Source organism: Ornithinibacillus californiensis (assembly GCF_001038485.1).
Lineage (GTDB): Bacteria > Bacillota > Bacilli > Bacillales > Amphibacillaceae > Ornithinibacillus > Ornithinibacillus californiensis.
In genome coordinates, this window is record NZ_LDUE01000058.1 from 130,744 (window position 1) to 154,498 (window position 23,755).

26 protein-coding genes and 1 pseudogene are annotated in these 23,755 nt (G+C 38.7%); 7 read left to right on the plus strand and 20 right to left on the minus strand.

All coding sequences use genetic code 11. From position 1 onward, the window contains the following. The first annotated feature begins 133 nt into the window (after positions 1 to 133). Together TE34_RS14755 and TE34_RS14760 are read left to right on the plus strand one after the other, a co-directional pair. The gene (locus tag TE34_RS14755; RefSeq protein WP_047985573.1) at positions 134 to 2,173 is read left to right on the plus strand and encodes a PKD domain-containing protein; all 2,040 of its coding nucleotides are present in this window, start codon (positions 134 to 136) and stop codon (positions 2,171 to 2,173) included. 32 nt (positions 2,174 to 2,205) lie between these two features. Beyond that, positions 2,206 to 2,796 carry a collagen-like protein gene (locus TE34_RS14760; RefSeq protein WP_053075098.1) on the plus strand — a complete coding sequence of 197 codons (591 nt, stop codon included), beginning with the start codon at positions 2,206 to 2,208 and terminating at the stop codon, positions 2,794 to 2,796. Between the two features lie 382 nt (positions 2,797 to 3,178). On the opposite strand, the gene TE34_RS14765 is transcribed toward TE34_RS14760, so the two are convergent. Continuing rightward, a complete protein-coding gene (locus tag TE34_RS14765; protein WP_047985574.1) occupies positions 3,179 to 4,543 on the minus strand; it encodes an FAD-binding oxidoreductase in 1,365 nt (454 codons plus the stop codon). A 152-nt stretch (positions 4,544 to 4,695) separates the two neighbouring features. Here TE34_RS14765 and TE34_RS14770 point away from each other — a divergent pair. Beyond that, positions 4,696 to 5,056: pseudogene (locus tag TE34_RS14770) on the plus strand (VOC family protein). A 110-nt stretch (positions 5,057 to 5,166) separates the two neighbouring features. Here TE34_RS14770 and TE34_RS14775 read toward each other — a convergent pair. The 6 genes from TE34_RS14775 to TE34_RS14795 form a co-directional block, all read right to left on the minus strand. Next, on the minus strand, positions 5,167 to 5,706 hold the full coding sequence (locus tag TE34_RS14775) for a helicase (protein ID WP_047985575.1): 540 nt from the start codon (positions 5,704 to 5,706) through the stop codon (positions 5,167 to 5,169). Between the two features lie 194 nt (positions 5,707 to 5,900). After that, a complete protein-coding gene (locus tag TE34_RS14780; RefSeq protein WP_047985576.1) occupies positions 5,901 to 6,659 on the minus strand; it encodes a DUF5694 domain-containing protein in 759 nt (252 codons plus the stop codon). Positions 6,660 to 6,722: 63 nt separating this feature from the next. Beyond that, a complete protein-coding gene (locus tag TE34_RS14785) occupies positions 6,723 to 7,247 on the minus strand; it encodes a hypothetical protein (RefSeq protein WP_047985577.1) in 525 nt (174 codons plus the stop codon). A gap of 272 nt (positions 7,248 to 7,519) precedes the next feature. Further along, positions 7,520 to 7,666, minus strand: coding sequence for a hypothetical protein (locus TE34_RS21095; RefSeq protein WP_157037647.1), 147 nt, complete (start codon positions 7,664 to 7,666; stop codon positions 7,520 to 7,522). A 35-nt stretch (positions 7,667 to 7,701) separates the two neighbouring features. Next, positions 7,702 to 8,109 (minus strand): NUDIX hydrolase, encoded by a 408-nt coding sequence (locus TE34_RS14790; RefSeq protein WP_047985578.1) that lies wholly within the window; start codon positions 8,107 to 8,109, stop codon positions 7,702 to 7,704. A 149-nt stretch (positions 8,110 to 8,258) separates the two neighbouring features. After that, positions 8,259 to 8,816 (minus strand): cysteine hydrolase family protein, encoded by a 558-nt coding sequence (locus TE34_RS14795; RefSeq protein ID WP_047985579.1) that lies wholly within the window; start codon positions 8,814 to 8,816, stop codon positions 8,259 to 8,261. 251 nt (positions 8,817 to 9,067) lie between these two features. Here TE34_RS14795 and TE34_RS14800 point away from each other — a divergent pair, with 251 nt between their 5' ends. Both TE34_RS14800 and TE34_RS14805 read left to right on the plus strand, forming a co-directional pair. Beyond that, on the plus strand, positions 9,068 to 9,265 hold the full coding sequence (locus TE34_RS14800; RefSeq protein WP_047985580.1) for a hypothetical protein: 198 nt from the start codon (positions 9,068 to 9,070) through the stop codon (positions 9,263 to 9,265). Positions 9,266 to 9,451: 186 nt separating this feature from the next. Beyond that, positions 9,452 to 9,859, plus strand: coding sequence for a DUF4870 domain-containing protein (locus tag TE34_RS14805; protein ID WP_084710725.1), 408 nt, complete (start codon positions 9,452 to 9,454; stop codon positions 9,857 to 9,859). A 79-nt stretch (positions 9,860 to 9,938) separates the two neighbouring features. On the opposite strand, the gene TE34_RS14810 is transcribed toward TE34_RS14805, so the two are convergent. From TE34_RS14810 to TE34_RS14820, 3 genes are read right to left on the minus strand one after another with little or no spacing between them, the layout of a single operon-like run. Continuing rightward, positions 9,939 to 10,514, minus strand: coding sequence for a hypothetical protein (locus tag TE34_RS14810; protein ID WP_047985581.1), 576 nt, complete (start codon positions 10,512 to 10,514; stop codon positions 9,939 to 9,941). Positions 10,515 to 10,565: 51 nt separating this feature from the next. After that, positions 10,566 to 10,781 carry a helix-turn-helix domain-containing protein gene (locus TE34_RS14815; protein ID WP_047985582.1) on the minus strand — a complete coding sequence of 72 codons (216 nt, stop codon included), beginning with the start codon at positions 10,779 to 10,781 and terminating at the stop codon, positions 10,566 to 10,568. 10 nt (positions 10,782 to 10,791) lie between these two features. Beyond that, entirely contained in the window at positions 10,792 to 11,268 is a 477-nt protein-coding gene (locus TE34_RS14820) for a DUF2975 domain-containing protein (RefSeq protein WP_047985583.1), read from the minus strand. A 270-nt stretch (positions 11,269 to 11,538) separates the two neighbouring features. Here TE34_RS14820 and hpaB point away from each other — a divergent pair, with 270 nt between their 5' ends. Next, positions 11,539 to 12,981 (plus strand): 4-hydroxyphenylacetate 3-monooxygenase, oxygenase component, encoded by a 1,443-nt coding sequence (hpaB, locus tag TE34_RS14825; protein WP_047985584.1) that lies wholly within the window; start codon positions 11,539 to 11,541, stop codon positions 12,979 to 12,981. Between the two features lie 57 nt (positions 12,982 to 13,038). On the opposite strand, the gene TE34_RS14830 is transcribed toward hpaB, so the two are convergent. The 9 genes from TE34_RS14830 to TE34_RS14870 all read right to left on the minus strand — a co-directional run bounded on the left by TE34_RS14830 (position 13,039) and on the right by TE34_RS14870 (position 22,330). Beyond that, a complete protein-coding gene (locus TE34_RS14830) occupies positions 13,039 to 14,202 on the minus strand; it encodes an acyl-CoA dehydrogenase family protein (RefSeq protein ID WP_084710726.1) in 1,164 nt (387 codons plus the stop codon). Positions 14,203 to 14,241: 39 nt separating this feature from the next. After that, entirely contained in the window at positions 14,242 to 15,018 is a 777-nt protein-coding gene (locus TE34_RS14835; RefSeq protein ID WP_047985586.1) for an enoyl-CoA hydratase/isomerase family protein, read from the minus strand. A gap of 324 nt (positions 15,019 to 15,342) precedes the next feature. Next, entirely contained in the window at positions 15,343 to 16,320 is a 978-nt protein-coding gene (locus tag TE34_RS14840; RefSeq protein ID WP_047985587.1) for an NAD(P)H-dependent flavin oxidoreductase, read from the minus strand. Positions 16,321 to 16,347: 27 nt separating this feature from the next. Next, positions 16,348 to 17,502 (minus strand): thiolase family protein, encoded by a 1,155-nt coding sequence (locus TE34_RS14845; protein ID WP_047985588.1) that lies wholly within the window; start codon positions 17,500 to 17,502, stop codon positions 16,348 to 16,350. Positions 17,503 to 17,535: 33 nt separating this feature from the next. Then, the gene (locus TE34_RS14850) at positions 17,536 to 18,303 is read right to left on the minus strand and encodes a 3-hydroxyacyl-CoA dehydrogenase (RefSeq protein WP_047985589.1); all 768 of its coding nucleotides are present in this window, start codon (positions 18,301 to 18,303) and stop codon (positions 17,536 to 17,538) included. Between the two features lie 59 nt (positions 18,304 to 18,362). After that, positions 18,363 to 18,971 (minus strand): TetR/AcrR family transcriptional regulator, encoded by a 609-nt coding sequence (locus TE34_RS14855; RefSeq protein WP_047985590.1) that lies wholly within the window; start codon positions 18,969 to 18,971, stop codon positions 18,363 to 18,365. 36 nt (positions 18,972 to 19,007) lie between these two features. Further along, complete coding sequence (locus tag TE34_RS14860) at positions 19,008 to 19,979, minus strand: bile acid:sodium symporter family protein (RefSeq protein ID WP_047985591.1); 972 nt, start codon at positions 19,977 to 19,979, stop codon at positions 19,008 to 19,010. Position 19,980: 1 nt separating this feature from the next. Further along, positions 19,981 to 21,384 (minus strand): FAD-binding oxidoreductase, encoded by a 1,404-nt coding sequence (locus tag TE34_RS14865; RefSeq protein ID WP_047985592.1) that lies wholly within the window; start codon positions 21,382 to 21,384, stop codon positions 19,981 to 19,983. Between the two features lie 208 nt (positions 21,385 to 21,592). Continuing rightward, entirely contained in the window at positions 21,593 to 22,330 is a 738-nt protein-coding gene (locus tag TE34_RS14870; RefSeq protein WP_047985593.1) for an SDR family NAD(P)-dependent oxidoreductase, read from the minus strand. A gap of 187 nt (positions 22,331 to 22,517) precedes the next feature. Here TE34_RS14870 and TE34_RS14875 point away from each other — a divergent pair, with 187 nt between their 5' ends. Further along, complete coding sequence (locus tag TE34_RS14875; protein ID WP_047985594.1) at positions 22,518 to 23,132, plus strand: TetR/AcrR family transcriptional regulator; 615 nt, start codon at positions 22,518 to 22,520, stop codon at positions 23,130 to 23,132. A gap of 155 nt (positions 23,133 to 23,287) precedes the next feature. Here TE34_RS14875 and TE34_RS14880 read toward each other — a convergent pair. Then, on the minus strand, positions 23,288 to 23,755 hold a 468-nt coding region (locus TE34_RS14880; protein ID WP_047985595.1), incomplete at its 5' end, for a transposase.

The following is a 23,755-nucleotide window of genomic DNA, read 5'->3' on the forward strand; positions in this document are numbered from 1 at the left end:
AAACGTTTGTTTTCCGCACTTAACCACTGTTATCGACATTAATGATAATAACGAGGGAATTAGACATCTATGTTGTCAAAAAGAACGAACTAGATTTTTCTTATCTAAAAATATGTTTTAAAGGAGGATGTTTATGGAAGTAGGTCCTATAAGTGCTTTTGACGGGTTTCCTGTATGGTATAAAGATGAAAATGGATTACGACTACAATTGAATGTAGATCCTAATGACCCATACTCTGGTATTACCCCTGCTGACCTGCCTAATCAAACCCTACCCGTTTCTTTTCCTGATAATTATCCTGGGGAGGCATTTTATTATTTAGCTGAAGCGGAGATGGAAACAGGAACAGGTGAAAGAGCAAGGCTAGTTTTAGCATTAGAAGCTGCCTTTGTGAATGAAGTACCAAGAGAAGGAGAACAAATTGTATTCGGTCGTGTACGAATTCGTGTAGATGGCTTACAACCAAATGAACAATATGTCGTAACACATCCGTATGGGGTTGACACTTTTATTGCGGAACCTGATGGGGATGGCTTCGGTGAAATCAATTTCACGGAAGATATCGGTGGATTAGATGGTGGAGACTTTGAACTTGCTACAACTAGTCGCATCGATCCATTTTTACAATGGGATCCTGATGTGGCTCCACAAGCACCAGTTGGATATATTGGTGATCCTAATGTATTACATCCCGTTATTGGTAGTGTGTTGATAGACCGTTTTGGAGAGCCACAGAATATCTTCAGAATTGAAGGTCCTGGTATTGGAATAGGATCAGATTACCGTGCAACGACACCAGGATTAGACCCTGATCATGCTATTGAAACAAGGGATTTTTCCATATTAGGCAAAATTTCAACTATCTCGGGTGTGGATGTGGAAAGAGCAACCTATACACAAAGTAGTTTAACTGGGGGAACAATCGATGTATTCGCTAGTTCAGATGTTGGTCCTCAACAAATTATGGTGTCAGGCGAGGGCTTTAATCCAACCATCATGCAAGGTGAGAATGGTTTGTATTTTGCTCGTGTCACATACACAGGGGAAAACCACCCCCCTACGATTACAGTAACAAATATTAGTGACAATCCACCAAGTATAAAAGAAATTGTTCCAGTAGATTTTATATCCGGAACTGTAGTCTATGATAATAATACCCAAATGCTTACAACCGAAGTGACTACTAGTGATTCTATCCACCCTGTTGATTTATTCATTGTTGATTTCGGACAAGGCGAATTACCTATTCCACCAGACGGCTTACTAACAATGAGTCTCATAAATGTACCAGCCGATGTGACCATTCAATCCTCTGCTGGTGGAACCGTAACTATTCCGGTTACTGTGGTAGGTTCCTCTGATGATCCGATTGGGGTATCTGCTAATGCTGGGCCAGATCAAACCGTTATTTTCGGTGCCTCCGTTACCCTTAATGGAACAAACTCAAGGGGGCCAATTACTGCATTTCAGTGGGTTCAATTGTCTGGAACTCCTGTTACCTTAGTGAATGCAGATACAGAAACACCATCATTTATTGCTCCAGAAACTGTATCAAATCTTGTATTTGAATTAACAGTAGAAGGAGTAGGTGGACCATCTACAGATCGTGTCACTATCCAGGTTATTGAATCTGCACCATTACCAATTGCAAACGCTGGGCCAGATCAAACCGTACAACAAGGTGCGTCGGTAACACTAAGCGGAAGTGCTACAGGTCAAGTAACAACGTATCAATGGACACAACTATCAGGTCCGCCAGTTCAAATCATAAATGCCAATCAACCAACAGCAAGTTTCATTTTCCCGAGACAATTGGCAGAGCTAACGTTCCAACTAACAGTAACTGGTCCTGGTGGTCAATCAACTGATACTACTACAGTGACAACGACCTTGGACAGTTTAACAGTGACTCGTGCTGAATTTAGAACCGGAGATACGGAGTGGAGAATTTCGGGAACATCTAGTGTGTCTGGACCTGGTGTAACTATTACGATTTATCTAGGAAATACTCTAGGTGGAACAGTACTTGCAACTGTAGATGTAGATGCACTTGGAGAGTGGGAGTATCGGGTTGAACCATCGACTATACAACCTGATGAGACAAGAGCAATTTCTATTCAATCAAGTTCAGGTGGAACATTGATTAATGTACCAATAAATATTCGACAATAAAGTGCTCTAATTGATTAGAAAGGAGAAAAGATATGTGTTGTTGTTCTTATTGCTGTGAACGTTACTACTGTTGTGAGTGTTGTTGCCCTAATAGTAGCGATACGACACGAGGTCCAAGAGGGCCGCGCGGTGAGCAAGGTCCAAGAGGGCCAAAAGGAGATCCGGGGCCTAGAGGTGAACAAGGGCTAAAGGGGGATCCGGGACCTAGAGGTGAACAAGGACCTAAAGGGGATCCGGGTACTACAACTGGAGCATATGGATTTGCGTATTCCACTGATCAGAGTAATCAAAGTGGTAATGTAAAGTTTTCAATAGCAGGGCCTTTACAGGACGTTGAATTAATTTCTGATGGCCTTAAGGTTTTACAAGCTGGAGCTTACCAAATTAGCTATAGAGTAGATGTAGAATCAGAAACTGAAACCGTTAACCCTGCTAGTTTTCAAATAGTTGTTAATAATAGAGTCAACATTTCATCCTCCATAACGAAATCTAATAGATCTGCAAACTTATATTCCACTCAACTTTTCTCACTTCAAACCAATGATATAGTTAAACTTGTAGCTGAAATACCAGAAGGTCAAGGTTATTCAATGGCAACAATTCAAGTCATTCAAGTGGGATAATCGAAAAGAAGTGGAGAATAGAAAATTATTTCTATTCCGCTCCAAAAGATTATAAAGAGATGAACATAATTGCTCATCTCTTTATTTTTTTTGCATCAAATGCAATGTACGCAAAGCACCCACTCATTCTTATCAACCAATATCTTTTCTAAGCGCTTATAGTATTCAGTAATTGAATATTCGACCATAATATTCAAACATCACTTCTATTCCTTAACCCAATCCATTTGTTCTACCAAGTTAACTGTTAGACCCCCCCTATTCCTCAACTCAACCCAACTCCAAGGCGAACTTAACGATTAAAATCCCAACACACCATATCCCAATAGTAAAACTCCAATTAAAAAAGCCCAAAATCAAAAGATATTGAGCTTCCCCACTATTATTCAGGAACAATATTATGGTTATGGCAGAAACGATTATCTGGGTCATACTTCCGCTTCACTTCTACAAGTCGTTCATAATTCTCCTGATAGGCATGTTCAACAACCCGCTCGCCCGATGCAATGCCATTCAAATATGATGCCTTCTTATAAGACAGTGGTAGTAAACCACCATATACAGAATCTGCCCACTGTTTGCAAATTGCATCTTCCCCTGGCATTGCCATAATATCAACCAACAAGGCAAACTTCGCATCACGCATTGCAAATGCCGTCGCATCGGAAGGTACTCGGTTCATTGCTCCACCTAGTGCCCATAATTGCACCAAGTAAGTCGGGGCTGGTGCGCTGTCAATTTTACCAAGTACAGCATCGATCACCTGTTCATCAAGTTCATCAAAATATAGTGATGTCCCATACACATTCGTATATTCCGTTACCATGGCATCTAGCTTTTTTTGCACCTGTGCAAAGCTCATAATTCCTGTTTGATCCATAATTGGCTTTGCTAATTCACGAAGGGGCTTCAAGACTTCCTCGCCTTCTTCTGTATCCCCCACATAAACTCCTTGCAACATCATAACCTTTTTCATATGAAGAAACTCTGGTAAAAATGCTGCTGGTGGCAAAACAGTTGCCGTTAGATTAATAGATATTGCTTCATCAGGTGCTTCTGAAACAAATGCATTTAATTTTTCCAAAATCGCTTTAGCATCTTCGTAATCGTACATAACATCCAACGCAAATACTTCAGGTCCTACAGGATGCAGGGCAAACTCAAATCTAGTAACCACACCAAAGTTACCGCCACCACCACGGATAGCCCAATACAGATCAGGATGGTTCTCTTCGCTGACATCTAGTACATTCCCATCTGCTGTTACAACTCGGGCTGCAACGATATTATCACAAGTTAATCCATACTTTCCTCGCAAATAACCAAGACCTCCACTGAGCGCTAGCCCTCCAACACCAACTTTAGATACCGTTCCAGTTGGTACTGCAAGCCCATATTTTTGCGTTTCCATATCGATTGCTCCAGCAGTTGCACCACTCTCAACAATGGCCACTTGCCGTTCCTCATCTACTTGCACACTGTTCATATTCGACATATCGAGCATAATACCGCCATCGCTAACTCCAAATCCCCCAACATGGTGTCCACCACCACGAATGGAAACCGACAAATTATTCTCATTAGAGAACAACAAAGCCGTAACAATATCCGCTTCCGTCTCGCAAACTACTATGCATGCTGGCTTTTTATCAATAGCTGTATTCCAAACTCTTCTTCTTTCCTCATAACTTTCCTCACCTGGACGTAATAACTTGCCTCCAACTTTTTCCTCAAGCATTTGATACATCTTTCACTCCATCCCCTTTTTAAAAAATCCTAGTATTATCATAACGTTCGTTATAACGAATTACAATACATTTTTAAAAAAGTTTCTGATATTTATCCCTTCATGATAATCTAAGAGAGACAAACATAATTTAGGTTAAAAGGAGAAGTAACATGATTAAAAATATTGCAACCGTTGGCGTCTATGTAGATGATCAACAAAAGGCGAAGCAATTTTGGACAGAAAAGGTAGGTTTTGATGGTTGCGGAATTCCCAATGGGGCCTGAGGCAACTTGGTTAGAGGTTGCCCCGCCAAATGCTGAGAGCCGATTGGTTATTTATCCAAAGTCGATGCGAGGTGGTTATGATATGCCTCAAGTATCGATTGTATTTGAATGTGAAGATATTGAGGAAACTTATGAAACTTTGAAAGACAATGGGGTTGAGTTTGACCAGGAACTTAATAAAGCACCTTGGGGAACGAGTGCGATTTTCTGTGATTTAGATGGAAATAAGTTTTTAATTAAGGGATGATGCACCTAATAACCAAAAAATAGGCCCAAGGAGTGTTTCTTCCCAAGGCCTATTTATCGAAAGGTCTTCCTGTGCAACTAGAGGAACTAGATATATAGTTTTCTAAAATACTAATCACCTAGTTTCTCTTTAGTTTGGCAGAAGATGAATTGATCACTCGGGTTCCAAATGTGTAGATGATCGGCAATGTAGCCACGTAGCCACAATTCACCGTTAATCTTCCTAAGGTAAAAGCCTTTCGGAAAATCATCATCCTCACTTACTATCTCCGATGCTACTGTGATAGATCCCGATGGAGCTTGATTTTTTGAGTTATTACCCGTATCTCCTTCAGGTTGATCAAGATACGCTAATCTCAAGAAAGGCCCAAGTTCAAGTGGACACAACTCCAAACCAAGTTCGATAGCTCGTTCATATATCTGTGGTAAAGTAGCTCCATCAGGATAGCCAAGATCTTTGACGGTTATTTGTACGGTATTTAGATTATACTTTGTTTCTGACGTAGTAAATTTTTCATCAGCTAATAGTCTTTCTGCGTACTCATTCATCAATATGGAGTTCTGCTTCAAGCTATGGATAAGCTGCAAATTTGTTAGTCCACCAACCTCTATTATTCTTGTAATAACTGAGCAATCGGGGTAGATTGGCATTTGTGGTCACTCCTTATCAAGGTACAATTTTCAACTCGTTATTTCTCTAAAACGGTGAGACTCTTATTACAATAACATATCGGCAAAAAAGTTGATAAAAACAAGAATACTAGGCACTAAAAAGTTAAATTCCTACTTTTATTTTTCATTATTTCCCCCGATATCAACTTAAAATAGTATATCTTCAAACCCGTTTAAGAACGTATTGGCACAAGATAATCCTGTGAGGTTTCCACATGAAAACGACCACTCTCTCGTAAGAACTGCGTTAGCAAGTGGACGTGACCAACTCCATATAAAACAAAAACTCGATCATCATTCGAAGTTACCATTTCAACCAAATTTTTATAGATAATCAGATTGCGATAGTACCAATATTGTGCTGTCCACATGGCTCCAACTGGAATATTATCACTTTCCATTAAAGTTAGCGTCATATATAACTCATGATTCGCTTTTACATTAGTAGGCTCATTTAACCACCGTAAAAACTCCATTATTGTATGACTATCCAAATAATCTTCAATATCATTTGCTAAATGCTGTCCCTTTTCCATTGCCTCTTCAAAGACTTTTGAACCACTTTCTGTTGCTAAAGCTTCAAGGTCAGGAATCCCCTCTACGTTCTCATTCCAATCAATTGCAAATAATTCATGAAGATTCATTGCCTTAGCCAATTGGAAACCAATTTGGTGACGTTCATCAGAAGTTAATTTAAAATCTCCGTATAAGTAGGACAAGTAATCCTGATTAAAATCGTGTTGGGCTTTAGTTGATACTTCTAATGCTATTTTTGTTGGTTGAAACCCTGTTAAACTATCAACTACTTGGCGCATTTCTTTTTGTCTTTTGTCCGTTAGAATATCTTCTGATTGAGTGTTAAACATATCCATATTTGGATTACCAAAATGATCGGACCCTAGGACAAGAATTGTTGGTTTTTTATTATCCATATAGAAACCCCTTAAATTGAATTTTAAACTCTAATGATTTGCTTAAAATATAATGTTGACTCGCTATCCCTTACTATCACTAGTCTCGTTCAAACAAGCAAGTTCAGTATTGATTTGCTCCCAGCTCTCATTATATGTATCTACTTTACATGTATAGATAGACTTAGAAAGTCCCATAATTTCTTCTCTAACTTTGTCGTCCAAAGTTTTATCATTTTGAAGACGTCCAAGTATGGTCCAGATCTTTTCTTGCATATTTTTAAGTTCTGTATAAGTAGTTTCAGGAATTCCATCAAGTATAGGAACGTCTGTATTCTGTAATCCTTCCTCTATATCTCTAATAATCGAGGTAAGTCCTTCGCGAAATTCTTCTTCCTCCCATTCTACTGATTCAGCTGGCCTTATTCCTAAATAATTTAGTAAAACTCTTAAAGGACTTTCAACTTCCAGTTCGTAAAGGTACATGTTTGACTGGTCCAATTCTTCTTTTTTAGCCAAGTAAAGGTTTAAAATCACTAATGTGATAATAGAAAGCACCAAAATAGTTATTAAAATCCCTGTGTTTTTAAAAGATTTTTTTGTTGTCATAAATAGTCTCTTCCCCTCTTACTCCCTAATCTGTATACTACCATAATATTCCATATAAAATAATGGGACATGTATACAGAAAAAGACGATCAATTATGAGATCGCCTTGTCAACTCCACTTAAGATTATTTACTAACTAATACGTTCCATAGTGAAAAAAGTTTCAATTATGTATTTTTAAATAGCTTTATCACACCATAAACAAATAAAACAATACCTAGAATCAACATAAATCCAACAAAAAAATTATCAAAGATACCAGGCATGCTAGGCTAACTAGGATGAGAGCCACTTCCATTCAGTTTCACCGGAAAACTTTCACTAGCGTAATGGAATACGGCAATAAATCTTTCCATAGTAAATAGAATACCACTTAATGCTATTAATCCTATTCCAGTAATAAAACAAATCTTTTCCATATGATTCATTCCCCTCTTATAACTGCTACACCTTCTTAGAATTCAATAAGAAAAGGATGGCTCTTTTCATCCAAGCACAATTCTATTCGCTGTCTAAAGTTCTTAAATTCTACCATTTCCAACGCTTCTTCAATCGGAAAAAATCCTACTTCAAGACTTTCTGAACTAGTCGTTGGTACTCCACCAATTGCTCTTCCCAGATATAATGTATTGCAAATTGAACGTTCTACATTTTGAAAGATTCCACAAAACTTAATAATCTCTATATCAATTCCAGATTCCTCTTTTGTTTCGCGAATGGCGGCATCCATCAGCGATTCGCCTTCTTCCACTTGTCCACCTGGCATTTCCCAACCTCGACGTGGCCCTTTGATTAGAAGTAGTTCACTTTTATCGTTCAGTACGACTGTTGCTGCTGAAATAATATGCTTTGGTACTGTCATTGTTATCCCCCTATGAAATACATTTGTCAAAATAAGTCATATACCGATATTAGCATAATATTCTAAAACATTAAACGGATTGTGGGGTTATTGTGAAAGATGAAAAAAAACCAACCTCTCTAAATAAGAAGCTGGGTTAAAATCTCTAATTATCTATAGGAATCATGTATCTGATTAAACAAATCATCTTCCGTATTACGTACCAGTGAAAAATGTTCTACATTATCAAGGCCATGAAGTGTTCTATTATGATGATTAATAATTTGCTCCGCGCTTAAAACCTGACTATCTTTCGTTGAATGTCCATCACCAACTAACGTTACATCAAATCCACTTACAGTTGCTGTCCTCACAGCAGTATCAATACAAAATTGTGTGGAGCACCCCATAATTACTACATGTTGAACATCAAGCGAATTGAAGTACTGCAAAAGATCGGTTCCGTGAAAGGCATTGGTTGCTAGTTTATCAAATACCTTAGACTCCTCAGGTACATGAATGCCATCGTGAATTTCAAATCCTTTACCTTGCCCACCAGCAACATCCAGATCCCTTACAAAAACAACAGGGACGAATTCTTTTTTTGCTTTTTCAATGACGAGATTTATATTTTCAATAAGTTTTCCCTTGTTATAAACAGCACTTTCCTCAAGATTCCCATCTATTAATTCTTGTTGCGCATCAATAATTAACAATGCTTGCTTCAAATGATTTTCCCCTTTCATTATTAAGGGAATCGTAAAATCTAATAAGGCGTAATCCCCTTTGTATTTCTAATATCACAGTTCCTGTTACTAACCATAATACTCGCCCCCTTCTAATCGATACTTGAAACAAATTAATCGTATCATACGTACAAAATAAAATACTACATAAATTTTTCCATAAAATTAAATATTACTAAAATTATGGAAACTAAAGACTGATGATTGTATGATAGATATAAGGAGGGATAAAAATGCCACTTTGGATGTTCATTATCATACCGCTTGGTGGACTGCTCATTATAGGAGTTTTATTTGATGTCATTGCCAAAAGGAAAAAAATTCGTTTTGACCCAGAAGAAGGAATGAAAAACACTCCTGAGGCAGAGAGAATTTATAAAGAACAACATTTAAAAGAAACGATTACGGACATTAATGATCCTAATCTCTAATGAAATGCTAGCTCCATCTACCTTTACCAGTAAGATACCCGCCAACTTATTAAGTCCGTAGATTTTTCTCACCTTCTCAGAAAAAACACATTTTTCCATAACACCCATCATATGGTTAACCATGAGCCTAAATTCCCAGTGGAGTTGGGACAATTGAACTGACCATTTGTAAAGGAGGAGAGAAATATGAGTGAAGAAAACAACAATAATCAGACTGATGGAAAGGAGAATGTGAATAATTCCAACGAGGAAAAGAAAACCTCAAATAAAACATCCTCAGGAATGGATGAGAATTTAGCGGGCTTACTTAGTTATTTAGTTGGATTTGTTACAGGAATTATCTTTTTATTAATTGAGAAAGAAAGCCGCTTCGTTCGTTTTCATGCATTACAATCCATCTTTGTGTTTGTTGCCTTATTTGTTCTAAATATCGTACTATCCTTTATCCCGTTTATCGGTTGGGCTATCAGCCTCATCATTGCCCCACTTTCTTTTGTCTTATGGATTGTACTGATGATTCAAGCGTACCAAGGTAAACTGTTCAAGCTACCGATTATCGGGGATATGGTAGAAAAACAGCTAGAAAAAATGTAATTTAACTATCAAGCTTATACAACAAAAAAGTCCAACTGCACTATTCCTATGTGCAGTTGGACTTTTTAATCTAAAAAACTTAAATTTGAACCATTGGACTAGCGATTTGAACCCGTTCATTACGCTCTTTATATTGATAGTCTTTTAATCTACCTTCATACACCAACTCAAAATCTGCTGAACGTAGCAAATCGGTTGGTTGAACTAAAGAGAGATCCTTATCAAAATTAATCGCACTACTTTCCTTTAAAACGGATGCGACAAATTGCGAACAGAAGAAAGCATTCTTTCGCTTTATCGGCTTTTTAACGAGTACTCCAAATAACCCTAGCAAATTATAGCGATAAAGTTCCTTATTTTCACCAATTAACTGAATAAATCGATGCATCTTATGAAGATCCTCATTTGTTACTGTTAACGAATAAATCGCACAATCGGCTTGGGTAAATAAAGCCGAGTCCATATCTTCCCTAACAAAACCGCCAATAAAAGGATTTCTAGCCGTTTTTCTCCCAAAGCTATATACCTCTTTTAAATCAGCATCAAAAGCAATTGAGGCATGATTATAGGGCTTTCTTGTATAGGATTTTATTAATCTAGTAAACATGGTCCCTGTATCAGATAATAATAGATATATTTTCTTTTCTCCTAGCATAGTCCCCACCTCAATTCTATTTGATGAAGAGAATAGGATAACCTATTCATCTTAGTTGTCTTCGTCATTTCTATATTCTAAGAGATCGCCAGGCTGACAATCTAATGCCTTACAAATTCCCTCTAAAGTGGATAACCGGACTGCTTTTGCCTTTCCGTTTTTCAAGATAGAAAGGTTAGCCATCGTGATTCCAACTCGTTCTGAAAGTTCTGTTACACTCATTTTTCTTTTTGCTAACATTACATCTATATTTATAATAATTGCCATTGTTTTCACCTCAGACCGTTAAATCGTTTTCTGATTTGATGTTGATTGCTTCTTGTAAAAGCCTTTGAAGTACAGCAGCAAAAACGGCAATCACTAAAGCAGCAAAAATCGGAATTCCACCGATGATAATAAGACCTGGGGCATCGTCAAGCTCTGCAACGATAAAAACAAATGGAAGAATTACCACATACAAAATACTGAACGTAATTGCACTATACTTTATTTTGTTCAAAGCATCAACAGAAATTTGGGAAAAAGCTTGATTTCTATCAATGTAGTTTAATAGTTTGAATGCTTGATATAAGGCAATGTAAAACGGAATTACTGATAGATACATCCCTATAACAATTGGATAGAGTAGATGCGCATAATCTGGATTCGCCGGATGATTCACTAAATAAATCAAACCTACTATGCACAATGCAAGAACAGGTAATCCTATAATAATAAGCGCTAATTTCAAAAATAGTGTTGATCCTCGTTTCATAAAAACACCTCATACATTTTTTATTTCGAAATTAATCTTATCAGTTAATTTATCGTTTTGCAATAAATTTTTATTATGGATTATAATTTTTTTGTTGAGTTTCTTAACTAATGCATCTTTTACCGTTGTGTAACGCATCAGACAAATCCTGTTTGTAAATAGGACCGTTTATCTTTCGAGAAGTTGTAACCACTCGCCTAGAATTCTAATAGTATATCACGTAATCTATTCGGATTTTTGATTACTTTCATATTATTAAGGAGTGAGCGTATGCCAGCCATAACAGGAAAAGAATATATAGAGCGCATTGACCATTTGAAAACGAACATATGGGTGGACGGAAAACCTGTAGAGGAGAAATTGTCTGAGCATACAGCATTTAAAGGGATTATTGAAAGCCAAGCGTCATTATATGATTTACAACATGATAAAGCTTTGAAAGATACGATGACATATACCTCCCCAACATCGGGGCAGCAAGTGGGAATTTCTTTTTTACAACCAAAAACAAAAGAAGACCTGATAAAAAGAAGAAAAATGACACAGCAATGGGCATTAGCAACCAACGGTATGATGGGTAGAAGCCCGGACTATATGAATTCGGTAATCATGGCATTGGCTTCATCTGCTGACTTTTTAAGGGGAAAAGAAAACTGTTTTCCTGAGCGGTTAATAGCGTTCTATGAGTATGCGAGGGAGAATGATTTATCGCTTACACATAGCTTTGTCAATCCACAGGTGAATCGGGCACAATTTTTTTGGGAAGATACGGACGACGAACCAATTGCAGCTAAAGTTGTAGAGAGAAACGGTGAGGGAATCATCGTTAAAGGCGCGCGTTTATTAGCAACTCGAGGCGGTATTACGGATGAAATTGCAGTATTTTCGGCGGGCGGCATACAAGATAAAGCAAATGGATTTGCCTTTTCTATTCCAAGTAATCAAAAGGGGTTAAAATTTATATGCAGGGAATCATTTGTGTACGGTGATTCTACGTTTAATTATCCATTAAGTTCACGTTATGAGGAAATGGACACCATTGTTGTATTCGATGAAGTAATCGTGCCATGGGAACGTGTCTTTTATTATGATAATTTACTAGTTTCCAACTCTTTTGCAACAAGTAGTTCGTTCCATCCTTTTTCGATGCATCAAGCTTTGTCCAGACAAATAATTAAGACCGAATTTATATTAGGGATCGTCCAATCAATTATAGATTCTATTAATATTGGAGAGTACCTCCATGTGCAAGATAAGACGACAGAAATTATTGTTGCACTAGAAACATTAAAAGCATTGGTCATGAAATCGGAGGAAGAAGCAAGATTGGATGAATGGGGTTTGATGCGCCCAGATCAAATGACATTACAAGTAGCAACTAATATTTTCCCTAAGGTATATGCTAGATTCAGTGAAATCATCCAACAAATCAGTGCAAGTGGAATCATATCTATTCCTACAGAGAATGCATTTGAATCAGAATTAAGAGAAGACCTGGACCATTATTTACAGTCCAAGTCAGATGATTCCAAAACACGCGTAAAACTATTCCGCTTAGCCTGGGATTTAACCATGAGTGCTTTTGGGACACGAGAAGTACAATATGAGCGGTATTTTTATGGTGACCCTATTAAGTTGGCAAGTCAGTTATATTTTATGTATGAGAAAGAGCCTTACGTGGAGCGTGTACGGAATTTTTTAGAAAAAAATTGAGTAAGGGGGACAGTCCCTCTGTGAAACATTTCACAGAGGGACTGTCCCCCTTACTCTTTACTTCAGTATCTCTTTACTAATAATATGCTTCATAACCTCAGAAGTCCCACCGTAAATTCGCTGTATTCTTGCGTCGACAAATGCACGTGAAATTGGGTATTCCGTCATGTAACCATACCCGCCAAACAGTTGTAAGCATTTGTCCATAACTTCACCTTGGGCTTCGGTGCTTGAAAGCTTCGCCATACTTGCAGTAACCGTATCAAGCTTTCCTTCTACCATTAGTTGGATACATTCCTTAATAAAAGAACGATGAATTCTTACTTTCGTGAAAAGGTCTGCAAGCTGGAATCTTGTGTGCTGGAAGTGATCTAACGATTCCCCGAACAATTTTCGTTCTTTCGTATATTGAACCGTTAAATCTAACGCACCTTCCATTGCCGCTACCGCACTAATTGCTAATATTAGTCGCTCTCGTGGAAGTTCACTCATGAGTATATGTAAACCTTTATTTTTCTCACCCAAAATTGCACTATCCTTTATCCACACATCGTCAAAGTACAATTCAGACGTGTCACAAGCATGTAGCCCAATTTTCTCAAGATTATTTCCCCGCTCAAATCCTTCTATCGGTACATCTACGATAAATAGTGTCATCCCTTTGGATGGCTTTACACTTACATCTGTCCTCGCTGCAACAATAACAAAATCACAATGCTGGCCATTTGTAATAAACGTTTTTTGGCCATTAATTTTATAAGATTTCCGTTCTTCATCATAGGTTGCAGTTGTCTTAATACCTTGTAAGTCACTACCCGCACCTGGTTCGGTCATAGCAATCGCACCAACTAACTCACCAGTTGCCATCTTGGGTAAATAATATTCTTTCTGAGCCTCTGTACCATAATTTAAAATATAATGTGCGACGATAACATCATGAACTGCAAGATTTGCTGTAATAGCATTGAACCCTAACCGGCTAAATTCTTCAATAACTACAGCTGAATAGTGAAATGGGACACCCAAACCACCATATTGCTCTGGAATCTCTGCTAATAAAAAACCCTGTTCCCCTAACTTGTTCCAAAATTCTCGTGGAATATTCCCTTGCTTTTCCCAATCATCGTAGAACGGTTCCACTTCTTTTTTAGCAAATTCATGAATACTTTTACGCAGTAGATCCATTTCCTCTTGATCAATTACCACTTCTAAGGAACTCATTGAATCATCCCCCATTCTATGTTGGTACACTATAATTTCTTACCATTCTCCTCGAAAGGTTGGTGGCTTTTTATTGATAAAACTATTAATAGCTTCTTTATGATCCGAAGTTTGAGCAAGCATTGCCTGAATGATCTGCTCTTGCATGAGGTATGTTTCTGTTGACATCTCTTGAGCTTGATTCACCAAGTACTTTACAAACTGGTTCGTAATAGGTGAACCGTACGATACCTTTTCAGCAAACGCTGCAGCCTCACGAAGAAGATTCCCATCCGATACAAGATTGACCACACCACGAGAGTACAATTCTTCCGCAGCAATTGGTTGGCCAGAAGATAACCATTCTTTTGCAATGGAAGGAGATACTCTTTCTACTAGTAGCTTAATTAGACCAAGATCTGGAACGAGTCCAATGTTGGTAAAACCAGCAGAAAACTTCGCATCACGCTCCATGACGATAAAGTCAGAAACAAGCGCTAAACTAATCCCCGCACCAGCGGCAAACCCGTGAATCGCACTAATGACATATTTTTTTGTTTTTCGGATTACGTCCGTCACTTCCGTTGCTAGTTTCATATATTCCATAACTTCACCTGGGTTGGTAAACGAGTTGATTGTTTCGATATCGCCGCCTGCTGAGTAGGCTTTTCCCTCTCCGTACAAAACGATTGCCTTCACCTGGTCGTCTAGATCCATCGCACGAATTTTTCCAACTAATGCTTGAGCCAACTCCACCGACAGCGCATTCCGCTTCTCCGGGCGATTCATTGCAATAAAGCCAATGTTGTTTTCTAAATAAGATTTTATAACCGTCATGTTTACACCTCTTTTCAATCGATTGTTATTGGACTAAACTATTAGACATTTTTTTGGGCTTAGTGCTTCTTTTGTCTGTGATAGTGCTTCTATTAGACAAAACTATTACATTTCACCTCTGTTTTGTCCATGAGAACCTTTCTACCAGACAATTTATTGGATTTCAAGCTTGTTTTGTCCGTGAGAACCCTTCTGTCAGACAATTTATCGCTTTTCACACCGATTTTGTCCGAGAGAGCCTTTCTATCAGACAATTTAATAGATTCCAACGCCTCTATTGTCCGAGAGAATAGCCCATACCAAGTCAATCCAAACCAAGTTCCATTACACTCGATTACTTTCCTTTTCACGAACTAATTGCAGCGCTCTTTTATACTGTTCATCTAACTCATCAACAATTTCCCTAATAGATTGGATTTCTTTAACCGCCCCCACTCCCTGGCCGGCACTCCAAATATCCTTCCACGCCTTCACGTTAGCATCCATAAGTTCAGCTAGATTTGGCTTCGGTTCTTTTAGCAGGGCTTGTGGGTCGATTCCTGCCTTGAGCACGCTTGGCTTTAAGTAATTCGCACTAATCCCACTAAACGCAGGTGTATAAACAATATCACTACTGTTTGATTCTACTAGCATTTCCTTATATTCCTGACTTGCGGCCATTTCCTTTGCGGCAATAAACCTAGTACCCATATATGTAAAATCAGCACCGAGAACTTCCGCAGCTAAAATATCCTGACCGGTTGAAATCGTTCCCCCCAATATGATTGGGCCATCCCAAAAGCTCTTCACTTCTTGGATGAAAGCAAATGGATTTAATGTGCCACCGTGCCCACCTGCACCATTGGTAATCAATATTAATCCATCAGTTCCTTTTTCAATCGCCTTTTTAGCAAATTTACTATCAATAACATCGGAAAAAACAAGACCACCATACGCCCCGACAATCTTTTTTATCGGACTTGGATCTCCTAGCGAGGTAATGACAATTGGTGGCTGATGCTTTTCAATCATTTTCAAATCTTCTTCATAGCGTTTATTATGAGCACGGTGGGCAATAAAATTAACTGCCCATGGCGCAGGTTTTTCACCCACTGCCTCCAGTTTTTCAACTTCAGTATTCAGAAAACTTAACCACTCATCCAAGATTTCTACTGTGCGTGCATTTAACAGTGGAAAAGAGCCAATAATCCCTTGTTTACATGCCTCCAAAACCGTATTCGGATTTGCGATTAAAAACATAGGTGCCATTATCACTGGTAGTCTTACCCTATCTTTTATACGTTGTAATGCTTCTTTCGTCATTTTACTCTCTCCTCTAGTGTTGAATTTCTATGAGTCTAGTCTTTCAATAATAGTGGCATTTGCCATTCCATGTGCTTCACACATCGTTTGTAAACCATATCTCCCGCCGGTTCTTTCTAATTCATGCATCATCGTTACCATTAAACGCGTGCCACTTGCCCCGAGTGGATGTCCTAATGCAATCGCACCACCATTAGGATTTAATCGTGTCACATCGGCTCCTGTTTCCTTTAACCATGCCAGTGGAACAGAAGCAAACGCCTCATTCACTTCGAATACATCGATATCATTAATTGTTAGGTCTGCTTTCTTTAATACTTTCTCTGTTGCCGGAATTGGCCCTAGTAACATCAAGGTAGGGTCAGACCCCACTACGGAACGGGCAACTACCCGAAATCTCGGTTTTAACCCTAATTCCTCTGCCTTTTCACGGGACATTAACAACACTGCAGCTGCTCCATCACTAATTTGACTAGCATTTCCAGCGGTAATTTTTCCGTCCTCTTGGAAAGCAGGTTTTAACTGAGCTAATCGCTCCAGCGACGTATCCTCACGCGGCCCTTCATCCTGTGTGATGATGTGTCCAGAACCATCCTCACGTGTAACATCTACTGGCAAAATTTCTTTTTCAAAATAACCTTTATTTTGTGCAGCGATTGCTTTCTCATGACTCTTCAGTGAAAACTCATCCATCTCTTCTTTGCTAATATCATACTTCTTAGCAATTCGATCCGCTGATATCCCTTGATTAATCATTTCATATTTCGAAGTAAGTTCTTCACTTAACGCTGCTTCCTGCATATTCGAAAACATCGGAACACGGGACATACTCTCAATTCCCGCTGCTACGACAATATCCATATCCCCACTTAAAATAGCTTGTGAGGCAAAGTGAACAGCTTGCTGGCTCGAACCGCACTGCCGATCAATGGTAGTCCCTGGCACTTCGACAGGATAGCCAGCGATTAAAGCTGCCATTCTACCAATATCAAACGCCTGCTCTCCAGACTGGGTAACACAGCCCATAATCACGTCATCAATCAACGACGGCGAGATACCTGTTCGCTTAATTAACTCAGCCAAAGGCTTGGCAGCTAAATCTGCTGCATGTATTCCGCTTAATTGACCATTTCTTCTACCAATTGGGGTTCTAACACCCTCTACAATTACTACTTCACGCATTTTTTAATCACCTCAGATGTTATTTTAAATCTCTTATTTCGGTTGCATTCGTATCGCACCATCCAGTCGAATCGTTTCGCCATTTAACATTGGGTTCGTAATGATGCTTTCTACTAATCTGGCATACTCTGATGGCTGTCCGAGTCGTTGCGGGAATGGCGTCATCTTTCCTAATGTTTCACGAGCGCTCTCCGGAAGCGTATCGAACATCGGTGTCTCAAATAATCCCGGTGCAATAGCCATCACCCGAATACCATAGTCTGCTAAATCGCGCGCAATTGGTAGTGTCATGCCAACTACACCGCCCTTGGACGCACTATAAGCCGCTTGGCCAATCTGTCCATCATAAGCAGCCACGGATGCAGTATTAATAATGACACCTCTTTCCCCATCTTCATTTCCATCATTAGCCATCATCTTTTCAGCCGCTAATCGTATAGCATTAAATGTCCCTATTAGATTAACTTGAATGACCTTGGAAAAAGTAGTAAGGCGATGTGGCCCTCTTTTTCCTACCGTTCGTTCCGGTGGAGCAATGCCAGCACAGTTCACAAGAAAATGAATACTCCCAAAGGTTTGGACAGCTACTTCCATTGCTTGCTGTACACTTACTTCGTCTGTAACATCGGTTGGAATGAATAGTAACTTGCCCTCGAATTCAGCCCCTAGTGCTTTTCCCCGCTCCTCAGCCAAATCTAGAACAGCAACTTTCCCACCTTTTTCTAAAATCCTTCTTGCGGTAGCTTCTCCTAACCCTGATGCCCCACCAGTAATCACTGCCACTCGATTATGAATTAGCATCGACTAACCTCCTTAAGAACATGACTAGCAATCATGCATTCTAGCACTCTTATTAAAATTTATTCTGTATCAACCACAAGCATTCGCAACAAGTAATCGGCTACATGATCCGCAAACTCTTGTTTGCTCTTTTTTCCATTCGGCGAATACCACTGGACAAGACTATTCATCGCGCCTAAGAGAAGATTTCGCACAATTTTCGGGTCATTTGTTTGAAAAATCCCGGTCTGAATCCCTTCTTCTATCGGAAAATCAAAGCATTTCCCATATTCTTCTCTTAATTCAAAAATAATGCTTTCCTGTTCTACCGTGAAATCTTGTTCTGGCTTAATCAACATCGAAAATCCAGAGCGCTCATTAATTAAATGTTCGATATGTTGAATGAGGGATTTTTTCAACTTTTCTTTCGCTGATATTTCTTCGTTCAATATTTCTTTAATCGTAAGTAACCCTCGCTTTAACAACATGACCTGACTTTGAAACAATAAATCTTGCTTATCAGCAAAATAATAATAGACAGATCCTTTCGTCATGAACAATTTGGCTGCTACATCCTCCATCGTCGTTCGGTAATATCCTTTTTCAATGAAAACATCTGCAGCCGCTCGTAATATATCTTCTTTCTTCTTTTCTTGCTTCAACTCTCTTAAGGTGGGTTTTTCCTTCACTTCATTACCTCCTGGGTGAATCCTTTTCCAAACCAATTATCCGACCTTTTCAGGCTCCGCAATTATATCTTCTTGTATGTCTGCTACCTTCTTTCTAGACCAGTAGGAAGCAATAAGTGGACCACTAATTTGATGCCAGATGGCACCACCAACACCTGGAATAGCTGCTAACGGATTTAAATGCACCGTAGCTAGTTGAACACTTAATGCTGAGTTTTGCATGCCAACTTCTAAAGCAACTGCACGCTTTTTCCGTGTGTCTAGTTTTAATAGTTTTCCAATCGAGTAGCCTAATCCTAATCCGATAAAATTATGTAGCATGATACTTGCCACTAATGGGAAGGTAACGACTGCAATATTACCTGCATTTGCCGCAACAACCGCTGCACCTATAATCAAAATCGCAGTAATTGATACAAGTGGTAGAGCCGCCAAGCTTTTTTCAACCGCTTTAGGGAATAATCTTTTAACTATCAGGCCGAGTGCAATCGGAATAATAATTACTTGGAATATTGATTTAAACATCGCAAATGGATCCACTGGCATCCATTGACCAGCTAACAGCAATAATAGTAATGGCGTCATAATTGGAGCAAGCACTGTTGAAATCGATGTCATACAAATCGATAACGGCACATCCCCTTTAGCGATATACGTCATAACATTCGAGGCTGTCCCCCCTGGCACACAACCGAGTAAAACTAGACCAGCTGCCAATTCAGGTGGCAGTTGGAATAAATAAGCTAAGCCAAATGCCGCAAATGGCATGACTAAATATTGGGCTGCAACACCGGCCAATACTGGAACTGGCTTCACAAATACCAATTTAAAATCCGTTAACTTAAGCGTTAATCCCATACCGAACATAACAATGCCCAGTAGCAATGTTAAATAAGCACCAAACCAAGCGAAATATTGTGGTACAAAATAAGCTACCACAACAAAAATAACAATTAATAACGCAAAATATTTTTGTGCAAAATTACTAAGGCCAGTGATTGCTTTCATCTTAAACCCCCGCTTTTTCTTTTAGATTTAACACCTTATAAGGATTAAATAATCCCTTTGGATCTAGTACGGATTTCACCTGTTGCATTACCTGTAATGCGTTGCCATGCTCTTTTTCTTGGTACTTTTGTTTACCGAATCCAACGCCATGTTCACCTGTACAAGTACCTCCCCGTTCAAGAGCATACTCCACGATTTGTTCATTTAATTTCTCCGCTTTCTGGACCTCATCAGCATTGTCCGTATCAAGCATTATGAGTACATGGAAATTCCCATCACCGACATGGCCAACAATTCCTGCGGGAAAACCAATTCCATCTACAGTTTTGCGAGCATGCTTAATAGCTCCTGCTAGCTCTGAGATTGGCACACATACATCGGTAGTCATTAATCGCAAGCCTGGATGGCCACTATAATAGGCAGGGACGATATTATGTCTAATTTCCCATAGCTTATTACGATTAGCGGTGTCTTTTTCAAATTGAAAATCAAGGCAATGGTAATCCTGAACAATTTCTTTCGCAAACGCTACGTCCTGCTCCAGTGCAGCTTCATTCCCATGGAACTCCATAAACAACGTCGGTTTCTCTTCATAACTCATTTCATTAAATTTATTCACTTGCCTAATCGAATGCTCATCCACTAGCTCTACTCGTGCAATAGGTATACCTGCTTGAATAATCGCTGTAACCGAATCAACCGCTTCATCCAAGCTATTAAACGATGCCCGAGCTGCCATGATTTTCTCTGGAATCCCACTCACCTTCAATGTTATTTCCGTAATACATCCAAGCGTTCCCTCAGAACCGACGAACAACCCGTTCAAATGGTAACCGGAGGACGACTTAACTGCTAAGTTTCCAGTATGAATAACTGTCGCATTCGGTAACACCACTTCCATATCCCGAACCTGGTCGCGCATGACACCGTAACGTACCGATAACGTACCACTCGCGTTCGTTGCTGCCATCCCGCCTAATGTCGCATCTGCCCCAGGGTCAACAGGGAAAAATAAGCCATGTTTTTTAAGCTCCTTATTCAATTGCAGGCGAGTTACGCCAGGCTGTACCTTCACAAGAAAATCTTTTTCGCGAATTTCTAATATCTTGTTCATTTGGGAAAAATCAATGGTGATACTTGGTTCAATGGGGATAATGTGTCCTTCGGTGCTGGAGCCTAAACCAAATGGGATAATTGGAACGTCATGGTAGTCAGCTAATGTAACAATCTTACTAACTTCCTCTGTACTTTCTGGAAAAATAACGGCCTCTGGAAGCTTTGGTGGAAGGTAGGATTCATCCTTACTATGATTCGTCCTTACGGTTAAATTCTCACTAATCTGGTCCTCTCTTAACTTCTCCTTTAAATCTTCTAATAAGTTCTGGATCGAAACGAGTCTATTCATAATTCCCTCCATTCTTGTATGCGCTTTCATTTAAACTTACATACAAGTTTTTAGAAAAGTCTATCTTTATTATAGATTAGAGAATTTGACTTGTAAATAAAATTTTGAATATTGATTCAAAAACAATACACAGAGTAAACTAATAAGGGGACAGTCCCTCTGTGAATAAATTCACAGAGGGACTGTCCCCCCACACATTTTTAGTTCCTTATTGAGCTGTATATCCACCATCAACAATTAGAGAGTTACCAGTCATAAATCTAGAATCATCACTCGCCATGAATAGAACAGCTTTTGCCATTTCTTCTGGTTTACCTAAACGTTTCATTGGTGTAGCGTTTGTTAGAAATTGTCTATCTGTTTCACCTAGGATTGGTGTTTCGATGAATCCTGGGCATAGTGCGTTTACGCGGATATTGCGTTCTGCATATTCTAAGCCAAGAGAACGAGTTAAGTTAACCACACCTGCTTTTGCTGCATTGTATGCCGCACTTCCAGGTGATCCAACCCAACCATACATAGATGCAGTGTTAACGATGACACCGCCACCAGTTTTCAAGAATTCTTTTATCGCTGCTTGAGCAACTAAGAATACACCATCTAAGTCAACTTCTACGGTTTTTCTCCACTCAGCATATGTTAATTCTTCAGTAGGTTTAACCGCACCAATACCAGCGTTATTGAATAAAACGTCAACTTTACCAAATGTTGATAGAGTTGTATCATAAATGTTTTTAACATCTGCTTCGCTAGTTACGTCTGCTTTTACGAATTTTGCTTCATAACCTTCTGCTTTTAATTCCGCTTCAAAAGCTGCACCTTTTTCAGCATTAAAATCTACTAATACAAGTTTTGCCCCTTCAGATGCAAATAAACGTGCCGTTGCTGCACCGATACCAGATACTCCACCTGTGATGACAGCTACTTTACCTTGTAATTTACCCATTTTTCCATTCCCCCTGATATAATATATATATGAACCAATAATCTTGAAAAGGTTTACATACCTATTGTAGTACCTTTCTTGGGGCAATCCAATCATTAATAAATCGCAAATTGTCTACTAAATAGACACTTCAATATCAATTGTCTATCAAATAAATTACTCTTAGAAAAATTGGAGGAAGATGTAGATGGCCGAAACTCTCGCAACTTCACGTAGAAACAGAACGAAAGAACATTTACAATTGGCTCTAATCGATTTAATTAAGGAGAAGGGCTTCCAGGCTGTTACCGTAAAAGATATTGTGGAGCATTCCAAATATAACAGAAGTACCTTTTATATCCATTATCATGATAAGTTCTATTTAGCTGAAGATTTATTGAACAGTATGTTGAAGGGACTAGAAGAAGCTGTCGCAAAACCATATGAAATGCGGAAGAAGGTTGATACCGTAAAGCTTAATGCCAATTCCTTTGAAATCATTACCTACATCTATGAGAACCGTAACTTTTTCGAGTTGATTAACTTTCAAGATACACTACCAGAGTTACACACTAAATTTCCAAAGACAATTCTAAAAATATATCAAGAAAAATTTCAATTTAAAACAGTCAACAATATGCCTGTAGATATGGACTATTTCACCCGCTACACCGCCTATGGCTTTTATGGTTTATTAACGCACTGGATCAATACTAGATTTGAAGCAACTCAAGAGGAGTTTATTGCAGAAGTCATTAGGTTGGCCCGAACCCATATGGAAGCCGTCAAGTACGTTGGAGATTTTAACACTTTAAAGCAGTAAGGGACTGTCCCAATAGTATTGCACCAATGTAAAAATAACCTATAATAGTAATTTTTTTACAATTAATTTTGGTATATAAAATTAAAAAAGGGAACAGGGAGTTATGTGACCTTGTTCCCATTTTTTTACATATCTTATTGTGGAAATTAAGTGATTTACTTTCTCTTTCGTGGCTTAATTATAGCTATACTTCCTTCAAACTCCGTTTGTTTTTTCTTGTGATCGGGTACTTTCTGTCGTCCTTTAGATGTTTTACTCTTTTTTCGATGAAGCTCCTTAAAGAACTCGTTGTATGTCTTATACATATACGTTCTCATTAACCTTAGAAATGGCCATAGTTTCTTGTCTGTTTTCGTTTGTAATTGAAGGATTAAAGCTAGGCCATATGCGGCTAATGCAAGGAACATTTGATTCCACATTCCTTGTGGTTTTGTACTCCAAATCTTAACCAAATTTAAGTGTTGTTTCACCCAGCGAAAGAAGGTCTCAATCGTCCAACGATAACGATAAAGGTCCATAATTTGTTCTGCAGATAAGTCCCATCGAGTTGTCATTAGTCGGTAGATTTTATCTTCTTCATCTTTAAATTCTACCAAACGAATTGGCTCATCCGCATAGCTATA

Bases quoted from the DNA above. Each gene is read 5' to 3' on its own strand.
- TE34_RS14765 (WP_047985574.1), bottom strand. From the start codon at position 4,543: ATGTATCAAATGCTTGAGGAAAAAGTTGGAGGCAAGTTATTACGTCCA.
- TE34_RS14860 (WP_047985591.1), bottom strand. From the start codon at position 19,979: ATGAAAGCAATCACTGGCCTTAGTAATTTTGCACAAAAATATTTTGCG.
- TE34_RS14790 (WP_047985578.1), bottom strand. From the start codon at position 8,109: ATGACAGTACCAAAGCATATTATTTCAGCAGCAACAGTCGTACTGAAC.
- TE34_RS14800 (WP_047985580.1), top strand. From the start codon at position 9,068: ATGCCACTTTGGATGTTCATTATCATACCGCTTGGTGGACTGCTCATT.
- TE34_RS14805 (WP_084710725.1), top strand. From the start codon at position 9,452: ATGAGTGAAGAAAACAACAATAATCAGACTGATGGAAAGGAGAATGTG.
- TE34_RS14775 (WP_047985575.1), bottom strand. From the start codon at position 5,706: ATGCCAATCTACCCCGATTGCTCAGTTATTACAAGAATAATAGAGGTT.
- TE34_RS14875 (WP_047985594.1), top strand. From the start codon at position 22,518: ATGGCCGAAACTCTCGCAACTTCACGTAGAAACAGAACGAAAGAACAT.
- TE34_RS14830 (WP_084710726.1), bottom strand. From the start codon at position 14,202: ATGAGTTCCTTAGAAGTGGTAATTGATCAAGAGGAAATGGATCTACTG.
- TE34_RS14815 (WP_047985582.1), bottom strand. From the start codon at position 10,781: ATGGCAATTATTATAAATATAGATGTAATGTTAGCAAAAAGAAAAATG.
- TE34_RS14865 (WP_047985592.1), bottom strand. From the start codon at position 21,384: ATGAATAGACTCGTTTCGATCCAGAACTTATTAGAAGATTTAAAGGAG.
- TE34_RS14755 (WP_047985573.1), top strand. From the start codon at position 134: ATGGAAGTAGGTCCTATAAGTGCTTTTGACGGGTTTCCTGTATGGTAT.
- TE34_RS14780 (WP_047985576.1), bottom strand. From the start codon at position 6,659: ATGGATAATAAAAAACCAACAATTCTTGTCCTAGGGTCCGATCATTTT.
- TE34_RS14840 (WP_047985587.1), bottom strand. From the start codon at position 16,320: ATGACGAAAGAAGCATTACAACGTATAAAAGATAGGGTAAGACTACCA.
- TE34_RS14870 (WP_047985593.1), bottom strand. From the start codon at position 22,330: ATGGGTAAATTACAAGGTAAAGTAGCTGTCATCACAGGTGGAGTATCT.
- TE34_RS14820 (WP_047985583.1), bottom strand. From the start codon at position 11,268: ATGAAACGAGGATCAACACTATTTTTGAAATTAGCGCTTATTATTATA.
- TE34_RS14845 (WP_047985588.1), bottom strand. From the start codon at position 17,502: ATGCGTGAAGTAGTAATTGTAGAGGGTGTTAGAACCCCAATTGGTAGA.
- TE34_RS14850 (WP_047985589.1), bottom strand. From the start codon at position 18,303: ATGCTAATTCATAATCGAGTGGCAGTGATTACTGGTGGGGCATCAGGG.
- TE34_RS14835 (WP_047985586.1), bottom strand. From the start codon at position 15,018: ATGACGGTTATAAAATCTTATTTAGAAAACAACATTGGCTTTATTGCA.
- TE34_RS21095 (WP_157037647.1), bottom strand. From the start codon at position 7,666: ATGGAAAAGATTTGTTTTATTACTGGAATAGGATTAATAGCATTAAGT.
- TE34_RS14760 (WP_053075098.1), top strand. From the start codon at position 2,206: ATGTGTTGTTGTTCTTATTGCTGTGAACGTTACTACTGTTGTGAGTGT.
- hpaB (WP_047985584.1), top strand. From the start codon at position 11,539: ATGCCAGCCATAACAGGAAAAGAATATATAGAGCGCATTGACCATTTG.
- TE34_RS14810 (WP_047985581.1), bottom strand. From the start codon at position 10,514: ATGCTAGGAGAAAAGAAAATATATCTATTATTATCTGATACAGGGACC.
- TE34_RS14785 (WP_047985577.1), bottom strand. From the start codon at position 7,247: ATGACAACAAAAAAATCTTTTAAAAACACAGGGATTTTAATAACTATT.